The sequence below is a fragment of the Parabacteroides sp. AF27-14 genome, assembly GCF_003635425.1.
GTDB classification, from domain to species: Bacteria; Bacteroidota; Bacteroidia; order Bacteroidales; family Tannerellaceae; genus Parabacteroides; species Parabacteroides distasonis.
Genome location: NZ_QTLZ01000003.1, coordinates 1 through 24,684 on the forward strand (window position 1 = coordinate 1; position 24,684 = coordinate 24,684).

General features: G+C 45.8%; 16 protein-coding genes. 8 read left to right on the forward strand and 8 right to left on the reverse strand.

Annotation, left to right across the window (positions count from 1 at the left end; all coding sequences use genetic code 11):
• Positions 1-77: 77 nt before the first annotated feature.
• On the reverse strand, positions 78-2,336 hold the full coding sequence (locus DWY79_RS04015; RefSeq protein ID WP_009018441.1) for a GH92 family glycosyl hydrolase: 2,259 nt from the start codon (positions 2,334-2,336) through the stop codon (positions 78-80).
• A gap of 139 nt (positions 2,337-2,475) precedes the next feature.
• Here DWY79_RS04015 and DWY79_RS04020 point away from each other — a divergent pair, with 139 nt between their 5' ends.
• From DWY79_RS04020 to DWY79_RS04035, 4 genes are read left to right on the forward strand one after another with little or no spacing between them, the layout of a single operon-like run.
• Complete coding sequence (locus DWY79_RS04020; RefSeq protein ID WP_044546140.1) at positions 2,476-2,733, forward strand: RNA polymerase sigma factor; 258 nt, start codon at positions 2,476-2,478, stop codon at positions 2,731-2,733.
• 18 nt (positions 2,734-2,751) lie between these two features.
• Positions 2,752-3,414, forward strand: coding sequence for a hypothetical protein (locus DWY79_RS04025; RefSeq protein WP_034532144.1), 663 nt, complete (start codon positions 2,752-2,754; stop codon positions 3,412-3,414).
• Between the two features lie 54 nt (positions 3,415-3,468).
• The gene (locus DWY79_RS04030; protein WP_008773990.1) at positions 3,469-3,747 is read left to right on the forward strand and encodes a LysO family transporter; all 279 of its coding nucleotides are present in this window, start codon (positions 3,469-3,471) and stop codon (positions 3,745-3,747) included.
• Complete coding sequence (locus tag DWY79_RS04035) at positions 3,744-4,370, forward strand: lysine exporter LysO family protein (protein ID WP_122368895.1); 627 nt, start codon at positions 3,744-3,746, stop codon at positions 4,368-4,370. Before DWY79_RS04030 ends, DWY79_RS04035 begins: the two co-directional genes overlap by 4 nt.
• A 113-nt stretch (positions 4,371-4,483) precedes the next feature.
• On the opposite strand, the gene DWY79_RS04040 is transcribed toward DWY79_RS04035, so the two are convergent.
• Positions 4,484-7,714, reverse strand: coding sequence for a S41 family peptidase (locus DWY79_RS04040; RefSeq protein WP_121956219.1), 3,231 nt, complete (start codon positions 7,712-7,714; stop codon positions 4,484-4,486).
• Between the two features lie 93 nt (positions 7,715-7,807).
• Here DWY79_RS04040 and DWY79_RS04045 point away from each other — a divergent pair, with 93 nt between their 5' ends.
• Complete coding sequence (locus DWY79_RS04045; RefSeq protein WP_122368896.1) at positions 7,808-9,874, forward strand: histidine kinase; 2,067 nt, start codon at positions 7,808-7,810, stop codon at positions 9,872-9,874.
• Positions 9,875-9,963: 89 nt separating this feature from the next.
• Here the strand turns inward: DWY79_RS04045 and DWY79_RS04050 are convergent, their stop codons facing one another.
• Complete coding sequence (locus DWY79_RS04050) at positions 9,964-10,851, reverse strand: Rpn family recombination-promoting nuclease/putative transposase (RefSeq protein ID WP_121960974.1); 888 nt, start codon at positions 10,849-10,851, stop codon at positions 9,964-9,966.
• Positions 10,852-11,585: 734 nt separating this feature from the next.
• On the opposite strand from DWY79_RS04050, the gene DWY79_RS04055 reads away from it, so the two are divergent.
• Positions 11,586-15,038 (forward strand): DUF6383 domain-containing protein, encoded by a 3,453-nt coding sequence (locus DWY79_RS04055; RefSeq protein ID WP_122368897.1) that lies wholly within the window; start codon positions 11,586-11,588, stop codon positions 15,036-15,038.
• 233 nt (positions 15,039-15,271) lie between these two features.
• On the opposite strand, the gene DWY79_RS04060 is transcribed toward DWY79_RS04055, so the two are convergent.
• On the reverse strand, positions 15,272-15,895 hold the full coding sequence (locus tag DWY79_RS04060) for a lysine exporter LysO family protein (protein WP_005860926.1): 624 nt from the start codon (positions 15,893-15,895) through the stop codon (positions 15,272-15,274).
• Positions 15,885-16,169, reverse strand: coding sequence for a LysO family transporter (locus DWY79_RS04065; RefSeq protein WP_172718840.1), 285 nt, complete (start codon positions 16,167-16,169; stop codon positions 15,885-15,887). The genes DWY79_RS04060 and DWY79_RS04065 overlap by 11 nt, the downstream gene beginning before the upstream one ends.
• Before the next feature lie 459 nt (positions 16,170-16,628).
• Between DWY79_RS04065 and DWY79_RS04070 the strand changes: the two genes are divergently transcribed.
• Both DWY79_RS04070 and DWY79_RS04075 read left to right on the forward strand, forming a co-directional pair.
• Positions 16,629-19,862, forward strand: coding sequence for a S41 family peptidase (locus tag DWY79_RS04070; RefSeq protein WP_008780610.1), 3,234 nt, complete (start codon positions 16,629-16,631; stop codon positions 19,860-19,862).
• 80 nt (positions 19,863-19,942) lie between these two features.
• Entirely contained in the window at positions 19,943-20,488 is a 546-nt protein-coding gene (locus tag DWY79_RS04075) for a 3'-5' exonuclease (protein ID WP_008780611.1), read from the forward strand.
• Here DWY79_RS04075 and DWY79_RS04080 read toward each other — a convergent pair whose 3' ends face one another.
• The 3 genes from DWY79_RS04080 to DWY79_RS04090 form a co-directional block, all read right to left on the reverse strand.
• Positions 20,489-21,661: a dicarboxylate/amino acid:cation symporter gene (locus DWY79_RS04080; protein ID WP_005866537.1), complete on the reverse strand. Its 1,173-nt coding sequence runs from the start codon at positions 21,659-21,661 to the stop codon at positions 20,489-20,491.
• Positions 21,630-23,096, reverse strand: coding sequence for a Na+/H+ antiporter NhaC (gene nhaC / locus DWY79_RS04085; RefSeq protein WP_005860937.1), 1,467 nt, complete (start codon positions 23,094-23,096; stop codon positions 21,630-21,632). Before nhaC ends, DWY79_RS04080 begins: the two co-directional genes overlap by 32 nt.
• 83 nt (positions 23,097-23,179) lie before the next feature.
• On the reverse strand, positions 23,180-24,622 hold the full coding sequence (locus DWY79_RS04090) for a Na+/H+ antiporter NhaC family protein (RefSeq protein WP_122368898.1): 1,443 nt from the start codon (positions 24,620-24,622) through the stop codon (positions 23,180-23,182).
• Positions 24,623-24,684 lie beyond the last annotated feature (62 nt).

The following is a 24,684-nucleotide window of genomic DNA, read 5'->3' on the forward strand; positions in this document are numbered from 1 at the left end:
CTGAAATAAACAATAGCAAAAAGGGGCTGTCACACTTTTTGGACAGCCCCTTTGTTTTTATGTTTCTTTATATGAATTTATTTTACCGGTTGATCGGTCATGATAAACTCAAGCTTACCTCCATTTATGATATCGGAGTGGCTGATGAAAGGAGTCTCTAGGACTTTACCGTTTAGCTTGACTTCTTTAACGTATTTATTGGCGGGACTATTGTTGGTCGCCACGATCTCGAAAATACCGCCTTTTACGTGCATAGAAGCCTTATTTACCATCGGACGGCCCAATGTGTAAACCGGAATACCCGGACTTACCTGATAGAAACCTAGGGCGCTCATGACATACCAAGCAGACATCTGTCCGCAATCCTCATTACCGATGATACCATCCGGTTCATTCGTGTAGAAATTCTGCATGATATAATCTAAATACCCTTGCCCTTTCCATGGAGAATCTGTCCAGTTATAAAGATAGGCCATATGGTGGCTCGGCTCGTTTCCATGAGCGTATTGGCCGATCAATCCGGTAATATCTCCGGAGGCTTCTGCCCCGTCAATCTGGGAAGAGGTGGTGAACAGGGTGTCTAAACGTGTTTCCAGCTCTTTCTTGCCACCGATAGCGGCGATGAAGTTATCCATATCATGTGGTGCGAAGAAACTCCATTGAAAGGCATTCCCTTCGGTATAGTCGCTTTTCATATGCGAAGAATAGCGAGGGTTGAATGGAGTACGGAAAGAACCGTCGCCCATTACCGGACGCATCATTTTCGTCTCGGGATCTAAATAGCGTTTGTAGTATTCGGCTTTCTTGGCATACTCATTCGCCAACTCTATATTACCTGCCTTCTTGGCGATTTGGGAGATACACCAATCCTCGTATGCCATCTCCAATCCCCACGATACGGATTCAGGAACAGAATCGGCGGGGACGAAACCATATTTCTCCTTATAGTAAGGATGCATCGTGATCAGATCCAGCTCACGGGTTCCTCTGAACTTCTCGGCAAGATCCTCACGGTAAACGGAAGAACGTGCGCCGGCTTCCGCCCACGTGCTCATATCACCTTCCGCTAAATCTTTCGCTACAAGGTCGGCGAGGACCGAGACGGCCGGATATCCTACCATACAACCTGTATAACTAGAGGCTAAAGGCCATTTGGGTAATATTCCACCTTCTTTATAACCTTGCACGAGTACCTTACCCCAATCAGTCGCTAGGGCCGGATTAATGATTGTCATTAACGGATGAAGCGCACGGAACGTATCCCACAAGGAGAATACGGAATAATTTACGTAACCCGGTTCGGCGGTATGCACTTTCTTGTCCATACCCAAATAACGCCCGTCCACGTCTTGATAAGCGAAGGGGGCGATCATGGTATGGTAGAGCGCCGTATAGAAATTGACCATGACTTTCGGATCTGCCTCGATCTGGATCAAGTTTAACGCCTCGTTCCAAATATGCGTTGATTCCTCACGGGTCTTATCGAAATCCCATCCGGGCAATTCTGCCTCGAGATTCTTCTCGGCGCCTTCCGGATCGACTACGGATAAGGCTACTTTTACATAAAGCGGTTGTGCCTTTTCAGCGAATTTGTAATGGAACTTCAAATCTTCTGCCGTATTTAGGCGTAAGAACAAGGAGTCTTTACGTAATTTCCCCCCGATGTATTGGTATACCGTCTCGATCGGTTCCGAGAAAGTAATCCGATAGGACATAGAATGGAAATGCGCCCAACCTTGTGTCTTCACGGTTCCTTCCACCGTGGAGTCGTTTACAAGTAAATATTGGTTACCGATCAGCTTATGTCCCCAGTTCGGTTGAAGGATATGCCCTAAGTCAAGCAGGACACGACGTTCTTTGGGATTGTCGTATGTATATTTGTGGAAACCTACACGATCCGTAGAAGTCAATTCCACGTTGATGCCAAAGTTATCCAAGCGTACGGCATAATACCCCGGTGTCGCTTTCTCAGTGTCTTTCTTGAAGGTAGCTACTGGTTTGATGGAATCTCCACCGGAGAAAGGTAATAAAGCTACGTCACCCAGATCGCCGATACCCGTACCAGAAAGATGCGTGTGGCTGAACCCGTAGATATGGTCATCATCATAATGGTAACCACTACTTGCGTCCCATCCCAAGATATGGGTATCCGGGCTTAGTTGTACCATCGCGTACGGACGGGTAGCTCCGGGGAATGTGTGTCCATGGAACCCGGTTCCGATGAATGGGTCTACATACCTCACCTCATCTTGTAGTCGCGGCGACTCCGGCGCTTGCTTGCATCCTACCAGCAGGCAGGCAAGAGCGGCCTGAAAAAATAAGATCGTTCTTTTCACTGTTATTATTGATTTAGTTTGTAATAAGCGAATTATCAATCATCTGTCACAAAGATAATGGCTTTGGGGGAATATTGGAAATTTCCTTTTAAAATCTGCAACCTTTTTCGGGCTTGGCTCGTCTTATAGATAAAAAAGTATGGGAACAAACGAATTTACGACAAAGATATTGCCGCTGAAGAATAACCTTTTCCGGGTTGTTTTCCGGATTACCGGAGACGTGGAGAAGTCTGAGCAGATCGTTCAGGAAGCCCTGCTTAAGGTTTGGGAAGACCGGGATAGCTGGATTGTCATTGAGAACTTACCTTCCTATTGCATGATGGTAGCGCGTAATCTGGCATTGAGGGAAACGTATTCCGGAAATAAGGAAAGGATGGAGCGGTATGCGGTAAGGTAATCTGTTTATGGATCGTGTATGGACTATCAACGAATAAATAAGTTGCTGGATAAATATTGGGAATGCGCCACATCCGTGGAGGAAGAGCGGGAATTACGCCAGTTTTTCTCCTCTGCGGTGGTACCTCCCGACTTATTACCCTATAAGGCTTGGTTCGTATCTCATGAGGCCGAGGCATTACCCCCTTTGGGGAAAGAATTTGATGCTCGTATATTAGAACATATCTCGGAAGATCGAAAATTAATCACTACATTTGGAACGTTATTTAAATCTATTACTCATTTAATTCATAAGATTATGGGAACGAACATGAAGAAAGCCTTTACCACCCTTTTATGCCTTTTGTTTTGTATCACGATCTCGGCACAGGATAAAGCCGCAGATCTCAGTAAGCTCGTAGGCGATTGGTCCTTCTCTGCCCCCGACGCTCCGTATGGATATCAAGATGGAAGTTTTCAGATAAAGCAAGAGAACGGCAAGTTGACCGCTAAAGTGAATATACAAGGTAGTACCTTGGAGATAAATGATATCAAGGCGAAAGGAGATACCTATACCAGCTCTTTTTATGTGGATGGAACGCCTGTAGACTTAACTATGACCCAGAAAGGAAATAAGTTAGAGGGAATGGCCGACGCCGGAGGTATGCAGATTCCCGTGAAATTCAAGAAAACGAAGAAGTAGCCGTTTTGTGGTACTGTGAGTTTCTGTTAACTTCGCGGCAAAAACTACAAAGGGATGTTTACAGTAATCGGAATCATGTTCTGCGGCATTGCCGTCGGGTATTTCTTTCGTAAAGTAGAATGGCTGCAAAAGATCGGTAAGCCTATTTCTTATACGATTCTTCTTCTTTTGTTCCTGCTGGGAATTTCGGTAGGGGCCAATGAGTCTATCGTGAATAATCTTACGACGTTGGGCGGGCAAGCCTTGTTGATCGCTTCGGCCGGTACGTTGGGTAGCGTCTTGGCGGCGTGGGGAGTTTATCATTTCTTTTTTAAGGAAAGGAGCCGGGGATGAAAGGGAGTTTGATCGTCGTGGGCTTCTTTGCCTTGGGGTGCTTGCTGGGATGGAGCGGTTATCTGCCCGGGGTCATTATCGAGAATGATATAACGGTTTATGTACTTTACCTCTTGATGTTTCAAGTAGGGATTAGCATCGGAAGCGATAAGAAACTGAAAGAGATTTTATCGAGTATACGGCCGAAACTCTTATTGGTGCCTCTGGCTACTATTATCGGGACGTTGAGCTTCTCCGCCCTGATCAGCCTTGCTCTTACCAAATGGAGCGTGTTCGATTGTTTGGCGGTCGGAAGCGGTTTCGCCTATTATTCATTATCCTCCATCTTGATAACAGAGCTAAAAGAACCGACGCTGGGGGCGCAATTGGCGGCGGAGTTAGGAACGATCGCCTTGATCGCTAATATTATCCGTGAGATATTCGCCTTGCTGGGCGCTCCGTTGTTCGTTAGATATTTCGGAAGGCTATCTCCGATCTGCGCGGGAGGAGCTACTACGATGGATACGACATTGCCGATTATCACCCGTTATTGTGGAAAGGATTTGGTCTTTGTCTCTATCTTTCACGGGATCTTGGTGGACTTCATGGTTCCGTTTTTCGTTTCTTTCTTCTGTTCGATGTGAGTGAAAGAGGCTTCCGAGATCTCGGAAACCACCTTGCAAGGTTGAAAAGTCGTTTCCGAGGCCTCGGAAGGCATTTTACAAGGTTGAAAAGTCATTTCCGAGGCCTAGAAAAGCTATTTTACAGTTTGCAGCATCACTTCTACCGCTCTTTTTAATTGCGTGTCCTCGCCGGAGAGCTGCGCCTCGGGAGTATTGTACACCTCGACATCCGGTTGCAATTGTTGGTTTTCCAGATAATTGCCTTGCATATCTTTCACGCCTACTTGCGGGATACCGAATACCAAGGTCGGATCGATTTGCGTTTCCCACCATACGGCTGTCATGGTTCCCGGAACCGGGGCGCCGATCAGCTTGCCGATACCTAAGGTCTTATAAACCCAAGGGAAACCATGAGCGTTCGAATAATTATCCTCGCACATCAAGACACAGGACGGTTTGGTCCACTTATTGTAAGGATCGCTACCGATGTATTGTCCGCGAGGCTCGAAGCGCTGATACTCCTTGCCGCTCAATAAGGTAGCCAGATCATCATGCAACCAGCCACCTCCGTTATGGCGGGTATCCACGATCACGGCTTTCTTATTCCGGCAACGGCCTAATAAGGCGGAATAGACCTCGCGGAAACTCTCGCTGTTCATACCTCTCACATGTACATATCCGATTTGCCCGTTCGATAATTTATCTACGGTTTCTTGGCAATTCTCGATCCATCTTTTATAAAGGAGGTTCGATTGCTCTCCGTTACCGATCGCTTTTACCTGTTCCTCGAAACGCTGTTTGCTGGTAGGATCATAGACAGAAAGCATTACTTTCTTACCGACTTTACCGCTTAGCAGTGGATAATAATCGGCGTCTTTCTTTATCGGTGTTCCGTCTATCTTCTCGATGATACAGCCTTTCTTTATCTGGCTGTCGGCCAATGTCAGCGGGCCCTTGGCGATGATTTCCTCGATCTTCAATCCGTCGCCTGTGTATGCGTTATCGAAGAAAGCGCCTAAGCTGGCGGTTTCCGGCCCGGTTAGTCCCGGATTGTAACGAGCGCCCGTATGGGAGCCGTTCAACTCGCCCAATAGCTCGGAAAGCATCTCTTGGAAATCAAAATTGTTGTTGATATGCGGAAGGAAACGGGCGTAAGCGGTCTCATACCCTTTCCAATCCATGCCCCGGAGTGTCGGATCATAGAACTTATCCAAGACTTGACGCCAAGCGTGGTGGAAGATATAAGCACGCTCCTCTGCCGGACGATAAGCGAACTCGGCCTTGAAAGCGATCGGTTTTTCCTTGCTATCCTTCAACTCTATCTTTTTCAGTTTACCGCCGGCGGTAAGATAGAGGTTCTCTACTTTCTTATCGGCGAATAGAGTGCCTCGACCGACATTCTTGAGCAGTAATTTAGTGGACTTTTCCTTCAAGTCGTGTTCCCATAAATCAAAGCCTTTCTCGAAAGCGGCGCAATAATATAGTTTATCTCCTTTCGGGGCGAGTACGGCGTCTCCCAATGAGGATGAATTAGCGGTCAGGCGAATAATCCGGTCCTTGCGGTTCTCCAAATCAAACTTCAAGGGGGCTACAGGCTTATCCTTATCCTCTTTTTTCTTATCGGAATCTTTATCGGATGTCTTATCCTCGTCCTTATCTTTGTTTTCATCCGCTTCTACCAAGGCCAGTTCTTCTTTACTGAGGCGGAATTTATCGTAAGCCTCACCGTCGAAGAACATGATGTACACATCCCGCTCAGCACCCCAGCTACCGTGGCTGCGGAAACCGGCACGGTCGGAGGACCAGATCATGGCCTTACCGTCTAATACCCATTTCGCGTCGCCATCCGAATAACCGCTTTCCGTCAGGTTCGTTACCTCGCCGCTACCGTCCGCTTTCACGAGGGCGATATCCGTATTGTTCCATCCTCCGACGGAGATGTAATCTACCAAGAACCACTTGCTGTCTGGCGACCATTGGAAATGCTGGTCTCCATCGCTATACGAATAGAGGTATTTCCCGTCCAATACGGTGCGGACCTGCTTGGTCTTTCGGTTGATAACACGTAAGGTGGTGCGGTTCTCAAGGAAAGCCACCTCGTTACCATCCGGAGAGTATAAGGGTTGGAACGAGGTTTGTCCGGAGACGACAAGAGGCTCCTCTTTCAATTCCGGGGCGTACGTGAATTGCTTATCTTCGTCACGTGTAAGTTTACTTTCGTAGATTCCCCATGTTCCTTCCCGTTCGGCGGAATATACCAATGAACGTCCGTCGGGGCTGAAATCTATATTGCGCTCTTGTTGCGGCGTGTTCGTGATTTGACGAGTCGTCTCGTATTCAATAGAAGTTACGTAAACATCGCCACGAGTGATAAACGCTACCTCTTTTCCATTCGGGGAGACGGCGATATCCGTAGCTCCATCGGTCAGAAGACGATGGATTACGTCGTTCTCGATCTTATCCGCGACGATCTGGATATTCACCTTGGCAGGTTTCTGGCCTTCCTTAACGGTATAGATCTCGCCGTCGTAACTATAGCATAGAGTCCCGGTATTATCGGAGGTAAGGAAACGCACGGGGTGGGTGGTATGCGTCGTGATTTGTTTCTCGCTGTTGCCTGCCAAATCTTTCTTGAAGATGTTAAAGCTTCCTTTCTCCTCGCTTAGGTAATAGAAAGACGCCCCATCCGCGGCCCATACAGGATTACGATCCTCACCGCCAAAAGTGGTTACTTTCTGGAAAGAGCGATCTTTTCCAAGCGTACATAACCAGATATCACGGGTGATAGAAGATTGATGATGCTTGCGCCAAGGGTCCTCGTAACCTTTGTAGTCATTGTATAATAATTTACTGCCATCTTTGCTGAGGGCTATATTTTCCATGTATAACGAAGAATATAAATCCGGCCTTCCTCCGTCCGTGCTTATCTCATAGACTTGCATAAAGCGGGTGCCGGGGAATTGGATATCCTTGGCGTCTTGCAATACGTTGGCCAGATACAAGATGTGTCCGTTATCCTTAAAGGTAGTGGGATATTCGTTTGTGGAGTGGGTGGTGAGCCGCTTGGGTTCCCCTCCCTCCTTGTTCATGAGAAATACATCGAAGTTGCCGCTACGGTTGGAGGCGAAGGCTATTCTCTGTCCGTCGGGCGACCAGACCGGACGGGTATCATGCGCCGGATGTGTTGTCAACTGCCGGGCTTTTCCTCCGGAAGAAGGGACCGTGTAGATATCCCCTTGGTAAGAAAACGCGATCGTCTGCCCGTCCGGGGAGATCGCGCAGTAACGCATCCATAACGGACTGTCGTCTGCTTGCGCCGCCGCCGATAAAAATAACGCCAGCGCAGGAATCATCAAGTTTTTCATGTGTACTCTATTTTAGATTTACAAATGTAATCGATTTTCGATATTTATTAGGAGAAATAATTGCGTAGATTAAATTTTTAAATATTTTTGCATATGAACTTTAAAACCGCCAAGATGATGACGAAATATAGGGTGTGTATGACTTTTATGTCCATTTTATTATTGCTATTTCATTTTGTGTTTCTGTTTTCTTGTGGAAAGCTACCGGAAAAAACATTTGCTTTTTCTGATAACCTGCGGATTGACTCTTTGGAACATATGGCTATGGATTCGATTTACCGGAATCCTCGATATGCTCATTCCGCATTGGATGAAGCTTTAAGTCTAACTAAAGATAGCGATAAATATTATAAATTACTTGCGGCTAAAAGCCAGATTTATTTTGCAAATAGTGTATATGATTCCGGGTTTGTTTTACATCGGTCAATTATAGATTATTGCGACCGTGTACCGATGTCTCCCAAGATACATGGACTCTTAGGGACGCTGAAAAATACGGTTGGCAATTATTATTCATTTTTGGATAAAACGGATTCGGCCCTCCTTTGCTATTCCGAGGCGTATCAAGAGATCCGGCAGAGTGAGATGGAGCATAAAATCCCGGATATTTATATCAATATAGCGGATATATATACCCGGAAAGGAGCTTACGATCAGCGAGCCCGCTACTTTCGCCAAGCTCTTTTCGTGAGTGATTCATTGGGTATTATGGATCGGATGTCCTTTCCTATTTATTTTGGTTTGGGCGAGACGTATATGGAATTGAGGGACTTTGACTTATCCGATCACTTTTACCGTTTGGCGGAGAAAGAACTGGATTCTCGTAACTTGAGCGAGAAATTCACCTTTTGCAATAGCCGGGGAAATTACTATTATTACAAGGAAGAGTATGCGAAGGCGCTTCCTTGGTTCTTGAAAGCCCGTGAGGTGGTACGTCCTACTCATATGGATTTCTATACCAACGTATGCGAGATCAATTTAGGGGAGATCTATCTATGTATGGATCAGTTGGATTCCGCTCGTTTTTATCTGGAAAAAGGGTTTAGGTACTTCCATACCTATAATAATAAGACGGCCTTGTACCATTTGACAACCCTGAAGGCTTCGCTAGCCTTAAAAGAGGGGAACTCCGGGCTGGCTTATCGATTGTTGAGGAGTTACACGGATACGGTAGGCATAGATCCCAAGATGGTAGTGATCCGTAATAAGAACTTGCAGAATTACTTCGCTACCACGGGCGATTTTAGGCGTGCTTATGAGTATCAAACGAAGAATAGCGTCATTGAGAACAATATTCGTAGCGAACGAACCCAGATGCGTGTCGCCGAGATAGATATGCGTTATAGGCAAGATACGACTTTGCTCAAGCGGGAGGTTATCATTAGGCAACAGGCCGGCCGGATGGAATACTTGGAAATGAGCCGTTGGGTTTGGATCTTGCTTTTTGCGATCTTGTCGATCGTCAGCGGCATGGCTTATTACTTTATGAAACGTAAACGGCATGCCCAGTGGTTAAGCCATATCGATCAGGTGACGAAGCTGAAGATGGAGAGTATTCGCAACCGTGTATCCCCTCATTTTATATTCAATATATTGAACCGGGAGATTAGCTCGGAGGAAGAAGGAAGTTCCCGCCGTACGCAACTTTCCGGATTGGTGGAGTTGTTACGTAGTAGTTTGGAGATCACGGAAAAGCTTAGTATCACGTTGGAGGAAGAATTACGCTTTGTCCGGACTTACTTGAATTTGCAGGCGCAAGGATTAGGGCCGGACTTCCGTCTGGAATGGAATCTCGATCCCTCCCTTGACACGGACGCAATCTATCTCCCGGCCATGCTGATCCAGATACCCGTAGAGAATGCCGTGAAACATGGCTTGTGTGCGATCGAGGGCGAGAAGCGATTATCTGTTTTCGTGGAGCGCGACGGGAAAGGCATCCATATCCGTATAGAGGATAATGGACCCGGGTATCGTCTGTTTACGAATGCGGGACATAACGGTACGGGGATGGGAACGAAAGTCCTTTACCGTACGATCCTATTGTTGAATAGGAGAAATAAAGAGAAGATCACATATTCGGTCCAAAGCAAGGAGAAGGGGATGGGGAGCGGAACAATCGTCAGTTTCTTTATTCCGTTGGATTTTAATTACGCTTTCTAGGTATCGTGAATGTACGAAAGTAATCCGGGCCGTTTCCTCCGGATAGTGGATGGAAGCGGCCCGGATCGAATTGAATCGGTTGATTCGGGTTATAGTCGCTCAATGTCTTCAACAGAAAGTCCGGAGCATTGGGCGATAAGTTCGGAGTCAAGTCCTTGCTCCTTCATCTTTTGGGCTATCTGGAGTTTTTCCTCTTGACGGCCTTTCTCGATCCCTTTCTCGATCCCTTTCTGCATCCCTTTTTGCATTCCTTCCTGCATTCCTTTTTCAATCCCTTCCGTTTGTGCGTAATCGATGGTCGCATACCAATCCCGATAATTCTTTAGGTTTTCCTCGTAGATCGCACGTTCTTTTTCGCTGAGTGAGTTGACGTTCGCCACGTCCAGTAAGCGAAGGAAGGTCTCCTGTTCCTCCTTGAAGGGAGATTGTTCAAATAGGTTCATATTCTTCAATGTATAAATCCAACGTTCGAAGGAGCTCTTGCACTCCTCCTTGCTTAAACTGAATAACGGGAACGATATGTAGATCTGCTTCATCTTGATCTCATTGAACACCTTTCCCGTCCTCTCGTTAGCGAGGACAACATCTGTACGGAAGTCTGTGAACTCCGGCAACTTGAAATTCAAGAAATAAACTCCGTAGATGGGTAGCAACCGATATTGCCATTGCTTGCCGATTTGTCCTTGCCGGGCCACCATGCGACAAAGATAATAAAAACCTCTGTTAAAGAAATAGTACTGGGGACAATTCTGCATCTCTAGGATGAACTTGGCCCCGGACACGTCCTCGCAGAGCAGGTCGAATATGATGGTACGGTTCTCGACAATCTCTGGCTTGATCTCCTTGTCGAGGTAGGTGATGTCCTTGATCTGCCGTTCGCCGGCTAGGGCGGCGTTAAGGAACTTGATGGTAACTTGCTTGTCTTGGAAGACAGCCTTAAATCCAGCATCAGTCATGATGTCTACGTATTGTGCCATAGTTAAATGGTTTTAGGTGATTACTGCTCCAAAGGTAAGGTTTATTTTCGTATCGCGCATCCTGTTTATTGTATATTTCTTAAAAAGCAGATTCATGGTAGTCAGCTTTACTATTTATAGAAAGTACGATTAGTATTAATAGTAGTGCAAAATACTATGGATAGTAATCGGCTCCCATTTTGATCAATTTAAGATACCTTGTTTTTATATTTAGAAGTAAGATTTGCAACTGACCTGAAGTTCTTCCTATTTCGCATGGCATAACTGATATGCCTATCCCCATTGAGATTCTACTACTTCGTAAGCTTATGGCTTGACAAGCCTTGGATTATACGTTTGTGTATTCGCTATGATTGCATGTGAATGTTTGTGTTTTGTATTTATTATGCGGTTATGGATGGATACCATATATTAATGTACATGCGTACATTATATAATAGATAGAAACGGCTAGTCTAAACGATCGATTCTTTTAGTCATTTGCAAAGGTACGCGTTTCTTCGATACTTGCAACCCTTCCGGGCTATTTTTTTTCCACTTATCCTCTTTCTTATCAATAGGATAGGTTATCATTTACCAAACAAGCGATTCCTTCAACGAACCTCCCGCTCAAGCGCCTAAAAAACGCAAGATCTAAACGATCGTTTAGACTAGTCGTTTTCGAGTAAAACAAGGGTACTAAACGACGGGATGGACTTTAATTAACACTATTATTAATATTAAATTTTGAATTTATGAACAAGAAGTTTTCTACTCTTTTGGCAGGTATGGCGCTGTTAAGTGTTATGTCTGTTAATGCACAGACTACACCAAGTCGAGTAGACCCGGAAACTGTATTGGGTCAAGAATGGCGTTTAGGCGGTTTGAAGGAGGGAGCTAATTCTGGTCTTTATCAGTTGAAGGTCATGGATGGCACTACTCCTGCTTATCTTGCGATGGAGCTAAATCGTGGAACAGGTGATTATGAACTACGTGTTTATAGTGCAAGCGAAGCTAAGAATAACTTAGAGGCTACATTGTGGTGTGTTTCTGTCTCTAATTATAACCAAGGTCAAGCTCCTATTTATGACTTCCAGAATAAATTGTCTGGAACTATGTTGGATTTGACAATGGCTGGCCATGAGAAGACTGAGAATGGTATGAATGGTGCTTGGAAACCTGTTTTAGGTGGTGAGATCGCAGGTTGGGCATTCTCTCGCTCATACAAGGATTTGGAAGAAAAGAGACCTTTGTATTCTTATTTCTCAACGGACTCAATTGTTGGTTTGAAAGCGGATCCTGCTACCGGCGCTGTTAAGGTTGCCAAGTGGGGTGCTAATCAAATAGATGCCACTTCAAACGCCGCTGATGTGACTAACTTTGCTTTGGTTGGCGCAGCACAAATCGCATTGAGCGAAGATCAAGTAAATACGAAGTTGGGTCTTCTTCAAGATAACAAGGCTGGAGTACAATTGACTTTCACTCCGGACGTGAAAGGTACTAGCTTAAAGAATCCGTTCAATGAGCAGAAGTTTATCGCAGAGGATAAAGATAATAACAAATGGCTTTTCATCAAGCAAAAGGATAAAGACGCTTATTTGAAAGTTGATACGGCTTATACGAATGAGACAGGTACAAAGTTCTTAGCTTACGGTTGGACAGAGAAAGCAAAGGATAAAGCTGATGCTTACAGTTCTATTAGCTCTGAATTACGTGCTCAACATCAGTTCAAATTCATCTATTCTCCGAGTGGCGATAGCTTGTACATCTATGTAAAAAAAGTTACTTGGAATAATGATGGCAAGTATTGGAATACGCACGTTACGGCTACTCCAGTTAACGAGCATGAGTTTTGGCGTGTCTCTTTGCAAGACTTGATTAAAGATGAAACTTGTATTTTGACAGTTGATCCGGAGGACCAGAACACTCATATTTCTTTGGGTCTTAGCGGATGTGAGGAAAAGGGTTCTTCCAAGACTTCCGTTGATGATGGTGTTTATTTCATCAAGAATAAACAAGGACAGTATTTAGCTTCTCCTATCTATGAGAATGGTACTATCCGTTGGACAACCGTGAATGAGGATGAGCAGAGTGTTGCTCATATGCCAGCTTATCAATGGGTTGTATTGAAGAAAAATACAAGTAATGATAAAGTGAAGGCTGTGTCTCCGGTTACTATCTCTAACCGTGAATTCGCAGATAAAGTTATAAATGCGGATTTTGATGGTGATGGCCAGATGGAGTCATATAAGACTGCTGTTTATTCTACTGTTCAGTTAAGAAAGGCAGAGGGTGGTTCTTATATGTTTGTATATGGAGATAAACTTACAGCGGAGTATGGCTCTGTCGGTATAGATTCTTTGTTCTTCGAGAAAGTTCCGGCAGCTTCTATTTCTGATCCGTATTTAGGTTACAGAAAGTTGGAGAAAGATTCTTTGTTGGTTAACAAATATACGTTTAACTATTGGCATCCTTATGCTACGGATAAATACATCGCTAAATCTACAGACTCTACGTTGACTGTGTTGGATGGAAAAGATGCTTTCGTAATTGATACATTGACTGAGCGTTGGTATAATAACTCAAAGATATTTGCGACTGTAGATATCCCTTACGGTTATAAGGTTAGCGATGATGTGGCTAAGAATCGTATTAAAGGCTTGAAGACTCTAGTGAGAACTGCTTATGAGGTTTCTTATAAAGATGGTAAAGGTGAACTTAATGAATGGAAAGTTAATAAGGAAGATAAGTTTAATGTAGGTTCTAGTGCTACTGGTCATCAGCAATCTTATACGACTTATTATGCATTCTTCAAAGAAAACAACCATATCAGTGGAAAGCACTATTATGCGATTGTTAATGCTGCATATGATAATTATCCTAATGCTACAAAATATGTATTAGGTTATCAGAAAGCTGGAGTATCCGATTATGACGGTGCCGCTACATTGAAGAATCAAGTATTAGGCGAGACTCGTACTTCTGCTTTCGCTATCGAACCGGACAACACTCCGCTTTACCGTCGTTTCAGTTCTCTTGAACTTGAAGGTAATGAAGGTGACAAGGCCGATACTTTACGTTTTATCGAGAAATACCGTAAAGAATACTTGCAGGTTGAGAATAATAAGAACTTCATGAAAGAAGGTATTGACTTCTTAGGTATTTATACTCCGGATAAGACTGAGGATGGTTTGTCATTCATCGTTGATACCGCATGGGTAAACCGTGGTTCTGGTAATATCAAGCCTCAATATTTGATCTCTATTGATCGTAATGATTTCGAAGGAGTTGAAGGCGTACCTTGTACGGAAGATGACCATCACTTTACCGCAGAAGGTAAACCGACAGATAAATGGCATTGCGTTCACGCAAAACCGGCTGTTCCGGGCTTTGAAAGAGGTAAATATTTGATCAATTTCCATGATTTCGCTAATAAATATGGTTGGTCAACATTATCAAATGGGGAGCAAGATGCTGACTACATGTGGAAGAAATATGATCGTGCAGGTTTCGTGGAAGCTATCCGTGTAGCTGATACTTTGTATATCTTGAGAGATGAGTTCAAGAACTTACCGAACGAGAAGATCAACTTCGCTGATTTGAACAAGGCTGAGGAGGATGCTTGGACTGCGGCTAAGAAGGCTGGAGTATCTGAAGATGAATTTGTTTCACACAAATATATCTTATCTGGTGATAACCATAAGTATGTGACTTGGTCTATGCGTTTCGTAAACAAGGAAGTTGCCGCTAATGAGGTAGAAGCTGATAGAGCATTCTTGTTCGAGTCTATGAAGAGTAAACATGTTTCTGGTTACAATAATTCTGCTATGGGTGACATCGCTCCTACATATGCGGCTTGGTTGAGAATGCAGAATGGTTGTTTAGTTCTGTCTGATGATCGTTCTTCTAATTTCGATGAGATGAATACAGGTGGTGACGATGCTTTGATCTTTAATGTGGAGCAAGGTGATGATATCGCAACAGATAACGAAACAATCGATGCTGTAGAAGGTATCTCTGTAGTAGCCGGTAACGGTACCGTAACCGTTCAAGGCGCAGCTGGTAAGTCTGTAGTTATCACGAATATCTTGGGTAAGGTAATCGCTGAGACCGTTCTTACTTCCGATAACGCTACAATCTCCGTGCCTGCCGGTATCGTAGCTGTGGCTGTTGATGGTGAGGAAGCTGTTAAGGCTATCGTTAAATAAGAATTTAACAAAATAAGATAATCATACAATTCCCGTGCGGGTATCGATCCAAGTAATCCGTGACGGATGAACAGGCGGGAGTTGGATTAATATTAATACTAAAGTAATAAATTAAGAGGTCCGTAAGTACCTCCGTGAGGAGGAAGTACGGATAAAGGAACAAGAGGATGCGTCGATATAATGTACGCATCCTCTTTAGTGTTTATAGCGGGTGTTGAGGATAAATCCTGCTTCTACTTGCAAAAGAGCGAGATAAGCAACGGCACGCTGATCTCGAGGATAATCCCGTGAATAATAGCCACAGGTACGATATTCTTTCCGGAATACCGGCTGATAACCGGAAGGCAGACATCCATGGAATTGATTCCCGCCACGGATACCGGAGCGAATTTACCAAAGAAAGAGGCATACAGCGGTGCCCCGAATAAAGCTAACATTTCCCGGATGATATTAGCCAATAACGCGATAGCCCCAAGTTGCGAAGCGATCTCTATCCCTGCCGACGCCTCTTTCAGTTGTACGATAAGCAAGGAGGATAAGGAATAATAGGCGAATCCGCTTCCTACAGCCATACAATCATATATATTCCACGAGGTCAATAACAAACTTGCCGCCGCGGAGAATACTAACGTGCCGATGATCGTAAAGAACGGCAGTAACAAACTGGAAAACCGGATATCCTTTACCATCTTTCCTAATTCGGCGTTTGCTCCCAGATTCAATCCTACTTGGATAACGAGGGCGTATAGCAAGAATTGCGGTAGTTTTTCGCAATACGTGGAGATAGTCGTGTTGGCGAAGGTTCCGCAAAAGATTCCCGCTGTGAAACATAAGATAACGATTAGGTTATTTTTCATTGAGACCTCCTTTCTTGATAAATAATTTATAAGCGATAAAAGATGCTACCAGACTTCCCAATACTCCGCAAATAGCAAGTATGGCTGCTTGTATTCCAAACTCACCAATATTATTCAGCAAAGATTGGTTGGCTCCTATGGTAATACCGAATATGAACAACATCGCGAAAATCGTATAAGAGATGGAATGTTCCAATCCCTTGAAAGCGGGGACGTGTCGGCATAAATAACCGACGCTTATCCCCAGACCTAATAGACCTAGAATGATAAACATAAGCATATTGTATTTTGAGATGCGCAAGACATCTTTTCCCCGGAAACGAAGCATACGAATACTCCCTCTTTTCCGCAGAAGTTAAACTTGAGTGCAATTAAGACCTAGATGTAGGTGTAAGAAGAGAACTATAAAAAGAAGTCCTCTCAAGAAGAGTATGGATGGATTTAGACAAAACCGCTGAACCAATGAACATGCACGATCGTATTGCCCGAGAAAGCCCGGGTATACCATCTTTTTGAGTTGTTCAGAAGCTTCTTGTTCATCTTATTTGTATCATTGTTTGATTTCCGGCGCAAAGGTAGTAATAAATTAGAGATTCTAAAACTTTTTCTAGGATCGGATATATAAGGGACTTGACTTGGATTTTGGATCTTTTTATGTACATTTGAGGTCCTACCCGCTATTGGGCCAACTAAAAACGGATAGAACAGATATGATTAAAAGAAAAGATTGGTTATGAGGAAAAGAATGATTTTAACAGCATTGGCGGCTGTCGCTATCCCTACGTTGTTGATGGCGGCGGATGAGGCGAGATTAATGCGCTTTCCGGCTACAAATGGTTCAGAGATTGTATTCTCGTACGCTGGCGATTTATATAAGGTCCCGGCTACAGGTGGTGAGGCACAGCGATTGACATCGTATGTGGGGTATGAGATGTTTCCCCGTTTCTCCCCGGATGGTAAGACGATCGCTTTTACGGGACAGTACGACGGTAACACGGAAGTGTACACGATGCCCTCTTCCGGCGGTGAGCCATTGCGTATCACTTACACGGCTACGAATAGCCGTGATGATCTGGGCGATCGCATGGGGCCGAATAATATTGTGATGACTTGGACACCGGACGGTAATGGTATTGTTTACCGCAACCGCATCAGCGATGGGTTCTCCGGTAAGTTATATACGGTAAATAAAGAAGGTGGCCTTTCCGAGGTGGTTCCCTTGCCCGAGGGCGGCTTTTGTAGCTATTCGCCCGACGGAAAACAATTGGCTTACAACCGGGTAATGCGTGAGTTCCGTACATGGAAATACTATAAGGGCGGTATGGCCGATGATATCTGGGTGTATAATCCGGAGAAGAAAAGTGTAGAGAATATCACGAACAATGAGGCGCAAGATATCTTTCCGATGTGGATTGGTGATGAGATCTATTTCCTTTCGGATCGGGATTACACGATGAACTTGTTCGTTTACAATACGAAGACAAAACAAACAAGTAAGGTGACGAACTTCACCGAGTACGACGTGAAATTCCCTAGCAGCTTCGGCAATACGATCGTTTTCGAGAATGGAGGCTATATCTATAAGATGGATGCGGCGTCGAAGAAACCGGAGAAAGTGAACGTAACCCTGGCCTCCGATAATGTCTACGCACGTAGCGAGATCAAGGATGGCTCCAAATATATCACGAGTGCCAGCCTCTCCCCAAAAGGTGAGCGTATGGTGGTGACGGCTCGTGGCGAGGTCTTCAATATCCCGGTAGATAAAGGGGTTACGAAAAATATCACCCGTACTCCGGGAGCGCACGAACGTGACGCTCAATGGTCGCCGGACGGAAAACATATAGCCTATATCTCCGACGCTACCGGCGAGACCGAGCTGTATCTCCAAGATTCCGAGGGGGGCGAGCCTACCCAGTTGACCAAGAATAACGATACGTATATCCGTACTTTCCAGTGGAGTCCGGATTCCAAGAAGATTGTCTATACGGATCGTAAAAATCGTATCAATCTTTTGGACGTATCTAACAAACAGCTAACAACTATCTCACAAAGTCTGTTAGGTGAAGCCCGCAACGTAAGTTTCTCTCCGGATAATAATTGGTTGACTTATTCCCGTGTGTCCGATAATAATTTCTCAATCGTCTATGTCTACGATATCGCGGGTAAGAAAGAATATCCCGTGACCGATAAATGGTACGAGTCTTATTCTCCGGTATTCAGTACGGATGGCAAATATCTGGTATTCACTTCCGCCCGTGATTTCAATCCTACGTATAGCCAAACGGAATGGAATCATGTGTATAATAATATGGGTGGCGTATATCTGGCGTTATTGTCTAAGGATACCGCTTCCCCGTTTATGGAAACGGATGCGGAGGTAGCCATTGAATCTACCCCGGCGAAAGCGGATGCCTCTAAAAAGGACGAGACAAAGAATGAGGCTTCTACTCCGGTCGTAAAGATTGATATAGAGGGTATCACGGATCGAATCGTTAAGCTCCCCTTGCCGGGATCGAATTACTACGATCTTTATTCCGATGGAACGAACGTGTATTATTTCACGAAAGGCGGCATGAAGATGTTTGACTTGAAGAAACAGAAAGAGGAAACCGTTAGCGATGCCGCTATGATGGTTGATCCGGCTGGCAAGAAAGCTGTTTTCTTTAAGGACGATCAACTATTCGTAACCGATATACCGAAAGGTAAAGCGGATTTAAGTAAGCCGGTTAATCTGGCGAATATGAAGATCACGGTAGACTATACGAAGGAATGGGCGCAAATCTTCGACGAGGCTTGGCGTGCTTTCCGGGATGGTTTCTATCTGGAGAATATGCATGGCAAGGATTGGAAGGCGATCAAGGAGAAATACGCCGCCCTTCTTCCTTACGTGAAAACACGTTTGGACTTGAATTATATTATTGGCGAGATGATCGGCGAGCTGGGAGTAGGGCATGCTTATGTGAACCCCGGTGAGGTGGAAAGTCCTAAACGGGTATCGATGGGTCTGCTAGGTGCTGAGGTTTCTCGGGATAAGAGTGGTTTCTTCCGCTTGGAAAAGATCCTGCCGGGGGCTTCTTGGAGTAAGGAATTACGTTCTCCATTGACAGAGCCGGGTGTTGAGGCGAAGGCCGGAGAGTATATCGTCGCTATAGACGGAGTACCTACGAATAGCGTGAACGATATGTATAAGTTGTTGATCGGGAAGGCGAACGTTCCGACCGAGTTGTCTTTGAATAGCAAGCCTCAGTTGGCGGGGGCTCGTAAGATCGTGGTCAGTCCGTTGGCGGAAGAATATTCTTTGTATCACTATAATTGGATCCAAGATAATATCAAGAAGGTGGATAAGGCGACGAACGGTAAGGTCGGTTATATCTATATCCCGGATATGGGGCCGGAAGGCTTGAATGAGTTCTCCCGCTATTTCTATCCGCAATTGGATAAAGAAGGTTTGATTATCGATGATCGTGCGAATGGCGGTGGAAATGTCTCCCCGATGATTCTGGAACGTCTGTCTCGTGAGCCGTATCGTTTGACGATGCGCCGGGGTTCTTCTTTGATCGGGACCGTACCGGATGCCGTACAGGTTGGCCCGAAAGTTTGCTTGATCAATAAGTATTCCGCTTCCGATGGCGATTTATTCCCGTGGGGCTTCCGTGCGCTTGGCTTAGGTAAATTGATTGGAACCCGTACTTGGGGCGGTATCATCGGTATTAGCGGCCCGCTTCCTTATATGGACGGTACGGATATCCGTGTGCCTTTCTTCACGAGCTATGATCCGAAGACGGGTAACTGGATTATCGAGAACCACGGTGTGGATCCGGATATCTTGATCGATAACGACCCCATCAAGGAATGGAACGGTGAGGATCAACAATTAGACCGTGCTATCGAGGAAGTCATGAAACAATTAAAAGAACGCAAACCGCTAGCCCCTGTCCCCGCACCAAGGGACTGGAGCCATAAATAATGAGAGGTTATTTGTAGAGATGGGGCACGCCTCGTCTCTACAAATAAATAGTAAACGGATTAAAAACTAGTAATCTATCTATGGAACGATTCGCAGCCATTGACTTTGAGACCGCTAATGGAAAGCGGAGCAGTATTTGCAGTATAGGTATCGCCATATTGGAGGATGACTGGGTAGTAGATAGCATTTATACCTTGGTACGTCCTACCCCTAATTTCTATACCCGTTGGACTACGGCTATACATGGGTTGAGCGTTGAGGATACGAATGATGCGTTATGTTTCGAGGAGGCTTGGGAAAGCATCGCCCCGAAACTAAAGGATCTCCCCCTTGTTGCCCATAACAGTCCGTTTGATGAGGGATGCCTGAAAGCCGCCCACGAGGTATATGACTTAGCCTATCCGAAATATCCCTTCTATTGCACTTGCCGTCTATCCCGGAAGATGTACCCGTTTCTGGTAAATCATCAGTTGCAGACAGTAGCCGCCCACTGCGGTTACGACCTTACCCAACATCATAACGCCATGGCCGACGCTTACGCCTGTGCCCATATCGCCCTTACGATGATGCGGGAAAAAGAGGTCGATACCTTGGAGGCGCTTATGGCTTCCTGCTACTCTAGGTAACTATGGGGTGTTTTTCCCGGCTATTTTATCCACCACGACAGCGATAGCGCCATCTCCCGTCACGTTGCAAGCGGTGCCAAAACTATCCATGGCAATATAAAGGGCGATCATTAACGCTTGCAGTGTCTCATTGAATCCTAGCATACTTTGCAAGATACCCAAAGCGGCCATAATAGCCCCTCCCGGAACCCCCGGAGCCGCTACCATCGTAATTCCCAGCATCATGATAAATCCGCTGAAATTGGAGAAGGTAACCGGTTCTCCCGCCATGATCATGATAGCCATAGCGCAAGCTACGATTTTCATGGTGCTACCTGCCAGATGGATCGTGGCGCAAAGCGGAACGGTAAAGATCGCTATATTCTCCCGTACGCCATTCTTGACAGCCTGCGCCAGTGTCACGGGAATCGTGGCGGCGGAGGATTGGGTCCCCAGAGCCGTAGCGTAGGCCGGTAACATATTCTTCAAGAGGCGGAGCGGATTTTTCCCGGCTATGGCTCCGGCTATCGTGAATTGGATCAATAACAATAATACATGTAAGACAAAGATGACTATGATAACCTTGAGGAACATCGTGATAATACTCATGACTTGTCCGCTCACGGTCATGTTCAGGAAGATACCGAAAATATGGAGCGGTAATAACGGGATGATAACCACCTCGATTAGCTTAATGATAATTTCCTTGAAATCCGTGAAAGAGTCACGCAGGGTGGTTCCCGCTATATTAGAAAGCCCTAGGCCAATCGTAAAGGATAGCAGCAAGGCTGTCATGACATCCATTAAAGGCGGCATATTTACCACGAAGTAAGGTGTCAGCATGAAATCTTCCGGATTCTCCATTGCCGTCAATTCCGTGTTGGTCGGTAGTATGTGCGGGAATATAGCCGATCCGCTCAGGAACGTGAAGAAACCCGAGAAGACTGTTGAACCGTAAGCGATCAAGGCGGTTATCAACAATAGCTTTCCGGCTCCTTTACCCAGATCTCCGATAGCGGGAGTCACCAGCCCCAATATGATTAGAGGGATGGAGAACGATAGGAAGTTGCCGAACAATGAATTGAAGGTTACAAAGATACGTGCGATTCCTCCCGGTAAAAACTGGCCGAACAATACGCCGGCGGCGATAGCGATAACGACTTTAGTTAACAATGATACTCTGATCTTCTTCATGGTGTTGCTTTATTTTGAAGCCAATGGCGGCCATCGTAATACTCATCAACGGACTGATCAGGTTAAAGAAGCAATAAGGAAGATACGTCAGGGTCGCTACGCCTAATATCGTGGCTTGCGTCATGCCGCAGGTGTTCCACGGTACCAGCACGGACGTTACGGTTACGGAATCTTCCGTCGTACGGCTTAACAGGCGACTCTCATATCCTTTTTTCTTGTAGATATCCTTGAACATATTTCCGGTAAGGATAATAGATATGTATTGATCGGCCGTAACGATATTCAAGAATAAACCGGAGAATACGGTAGACGCCACCATGCCGACCCTCCGTTTCATAAAGCGCAGGAATACAGACGTAAGGCTTTCCAGCATACCGCTGGCCGTCATGGAGCCGCCGAAGCACATGGCGCAGATGATCAGCCAAATCGTATTCATCATGCCCGCCATACCCCGGGTAGCGACCAAGCTGTTCAATGCCTCGTTGCCCGTATCGATTTGGGTACTCCCGTAGAATGTCATGAATAATCCCTTAAACAGGGAGGAGGCATCCGCTACCGACGCTCCCGCTACCTCTTGCAATAAATGAGGCTGGAAAAAGATCGCGAGCACCCCCGCCATCGCTGTCGAGATAAACAAGGTGATCAAAGACGGTACTTTCTTGGCGATTAATATACCCGTTACCACCGGTACGATCAGTAGCCAGAGTGAGATATTAAAGCTTTCGTTCAACGAGGCGGCGAACTCGGCTATTTGCCCGGATGCGTTCGAGGTATGCGTAAAACCCGCTATGGTAAAGATAATCAACGTGATCACCATAGACGGTATTGTCGTAAGCATCATATACCGGATATGGGAGAACAAAGGGGTATGCGTTACGGAAGAAGCTAATACCGTCGTGTCCGAGAGCGGTGAGATCTTATCCCCGAAATAAGCGCCCGAGATGATCGCTCCGGCTACCCATCCCGTAGCGAAGCCCTGTGCCTCGCCGATACCCATCAAGGCGATACCGATCGTGGCGATGGTAGTCCACGAGCTACCGGTCATAACGGATACGACAGCGCAGATCACGCAACAAGAGGCAAGGAAGAAACTCGGATGAATGATTTGCATCCCGTAATAAATCAAGGTCGGGACGATACCGCTGATCATCCAGCTACCGGATAAAGCGCCAATCAACAATAGGATAATTATAGCTGTGGCCACTCCCAATATGTTTTTACATATCGCCTCTTCTATATCACGCCATTTGACTTTGCAGAAGATCATGGCCAAAAGGGAGGCCACCGCCGTGGTGGTAAGTAATACGACTTGGCTTCCGCCGCTCAACGCGTCGCTGCCAAAAGTGCGTATGGTTACAAACAAAAGAGCTACCAGCACGAGGATAGGCACTAGTGAAAGTAAAGGGGAGGGCATCTTCTTAAGATGATTTTCCATTGTTCATTCAGTCGCTTAAATAATGATGGTGCGAAAATACTAAAAATACCTTGAATAACGCTATGAATTATAGATTGATTTCCTTATTTCACAGTCTTTTGGACGATCTTATAACCGGTTGCCGCTATAAGAATGCTCATAAACGGGCTGACGATATTAAAGACGCAATAAGGGAAATAAGTCCAAGTAGATACGCCGAGGATTGTAGATTGCGTCATGCCGCAAGTCGTCCACGGGATCAGCACGGAGGTGACGGTGACTGAGTCTTCCGTTGTCCGGCTAAGCAGGCGGCTCTCGAATCCCCGTTGCTTATATACTTCTTTAAACATTTCGCTGTTCAGGATGATGGCGATGAACTGGTCCGCCGTGCAGATGTTCAAGGATAATCCGGACACGACGGTAGAGGCGACCATGCTGGTACGGCCTCGCATGAAATGCAAGAAGATACGTGTGATGCTTTCCAGCATGCCGCTAGCGGACATGGCCCCGCCGAAACACATGGCGCAAATGATCAGCCAAATCGTGTTCATCATCCCGGCCATTCCCCGGGTAGAGACTAGAGAGTTCAGGGCCTCGTTGCCGGTCTGTATCTGCGTGCTGTCATAGAAAGTCATCAGCAGGCCTTTGATATAGGCGATAATTCCGCTATCCGTGATCCCGGAAATCTCCAATAAGGCGTTTGGCTGGAAGATCAAGGCGAATATTCCGGCGAGTATGGAAGAGGCGAAAAGCACTACGATCGAAGGTGTCTTCTTGGCGATCATGATTCCGGTAACGATCGGTACGATCATAAGCCAAGGCGTGATATGGAACGAGCCTTTCAAGGCTTCGGAGAAAGCGGCTATCTGGGATGCGTCCGCTGTCTCCCTCGAGAATCCGGCGATGCTGAATACGATCAGTGTGACGATCATAGAGGGAACGGTCGTATAAAGCATATACCGGATATGCGTGAAAAGGGGCGTGTCCGTTACGGAGGCCGCCAATACCGTAGTGTCTGATAACGGCGACATCTTATCCCCGAAATAAGCGCCCGATATAATCGCTCCCGCTACCCACCCCGTACTGAAGCCTTGCGCCTCGCCAATCCCGATCAAGGCGATCCCGATGGTGGCGATGGTAGTCCACGAGCTACCCGTCATGACCGATACGATACTGCATAGCAGGCAACAGGCCACGAGGAAGAAATCCGTTTGCATGACTTGCAACCCGTAATAGATCAAGGACGGCACGATCCCGCTTACCATCCAACTGCCCGATAGGGTTCCGATCAATAAAAGGATGATGACAGACGGTGCGATCCCATAGATGTTACGGGCGATTTGCCCCTCGATATCTTCCCACTTGATCCTGCAATGAAAGACGGCGATCAAAGAGCAGATCGAGGTGGCTATCAATAATACGATTTGGCTGGCTCCTCCAAGGGAATCGCCCCGGAAAATATAGATGGCTACGGCCAGCATGATGACTAATGTCACTACGGGTAGTAAAGAGATCGCGATGGAGGGTGTCCGGGGCTTTTCTGCCATGGGTTTATTCACGTCGTTTGTTATTTATCATGGATAATCCGAATAAATTCTTTATACGGACC

Excerpts from the sequence above, each read along its gene's own strand:
- DWY79_RS04020 (WP_044546140.1), top strand. The coding sequence starts at position 2,476 with ATGGGAACAAACGAATTTACGACAAAGATATTGCCGCTGAAGAATAAC.
- DWY79_RS04025 (WP_034532144.1), top strand. The coding sequence starts at position 2,752 with ATGGACTATCAACGAATAAATAAGTTGCTGGATAAATATTGGGAATGC.
- DWY79_RS04030 (WP_008773990.1), top strand. The coding sequence starts at position 3,469 with ATGTTTACAGTAATCGGAATCATGTTCTGCGGCATTGCCGTCGGGTAT.
- DWY79_RS04035 (WP_122368895.1), top strand. The coding sequence starts at position 3,744 with ATGAAAGGGAGTTTGATCGTCGTGGGCTTCTTTGCCTTGGGGTGCTTG.
- DWY79_RS04040 (WP_121956219.1), bottom strand. The coding sequence starts at position 7,714 with ATGAAAAACTTGATGATTCCTGCGCTGGCGTTATTTTTATCGGCGGCG.
- DWY79_RS04045 (WP_122368896.1), top strand. The coding sequence starts at position 7,808 with ATGAACTTTAAAACCGCCAAGATGATGACGAAATATAGGGTGTGTATG.
- DWY79_RS04050 (WP_121960974.1), bottom strand. The coding sequence starts at position 10,851 with ATGGCACAATACGTAGACATCATGACTGATGCTGGATTTAAGGCTGTC.
- DWY79_RS04055 (WP_122368897.1), top strand. The coding sequence starts at position 11,586 with ATGAACAAGAAGTTTTCTACTCTTTTGGCAGGTATGGCGCTGTTAAGT.
- DWY79_RS04060 (WP_005860926.1), bottom strand. The coding sequence starts at position 15,895 with ATGAAAAATAACCTAATCGTTATCTTATGTTTCACAGCGGGAATCTTT.
- DWY79_RS04065 (WP_172718840.1), bottom strand. The coding sequence starts at position 16,169 with ATGTTTATCATTCTAGGTCTATTAGGTCTGGGGATAAGCGTCGGTTAT.
- DWY79_RS04070 (WP_008780610.1), top strand. The coding sequence starts at position 16,629 with ATGAGGAAAAGAATGATTTTAACAGCATTGGCGGCTGTCGCTATCCCT.
- DWY79_RS04075 (WP_008780611.1), top strand. The coding sequence starts at position 19,943 with ATGGAACGATTCGCAGCCATTGACTTTGAGACCGCTAATGGAAAGCGG.
- DWY79_RS04080 (WP_005866537.1), bottom strand. The coding sequence starts at position 21,661 with ATGAAGAAGATCAGAGTATCATTGTTAACTAAAGTCGTTATCGCTATC.
- nhaC (WP_005860937.1), bottom strand. The coding sequence starts at position 23,096 with ATGGAAAATCATCTTAAGAAGATGCCCTCCCCTTTACTTTCACTAGTG.
- DWY79_RS04090 (WP_122368898.1), bottom strand. The coding sequence starts at position 24,622 with ATGGCAGAAAAGCCCCGGACACCCTCCATCGCGATCTCTTTACTACCC.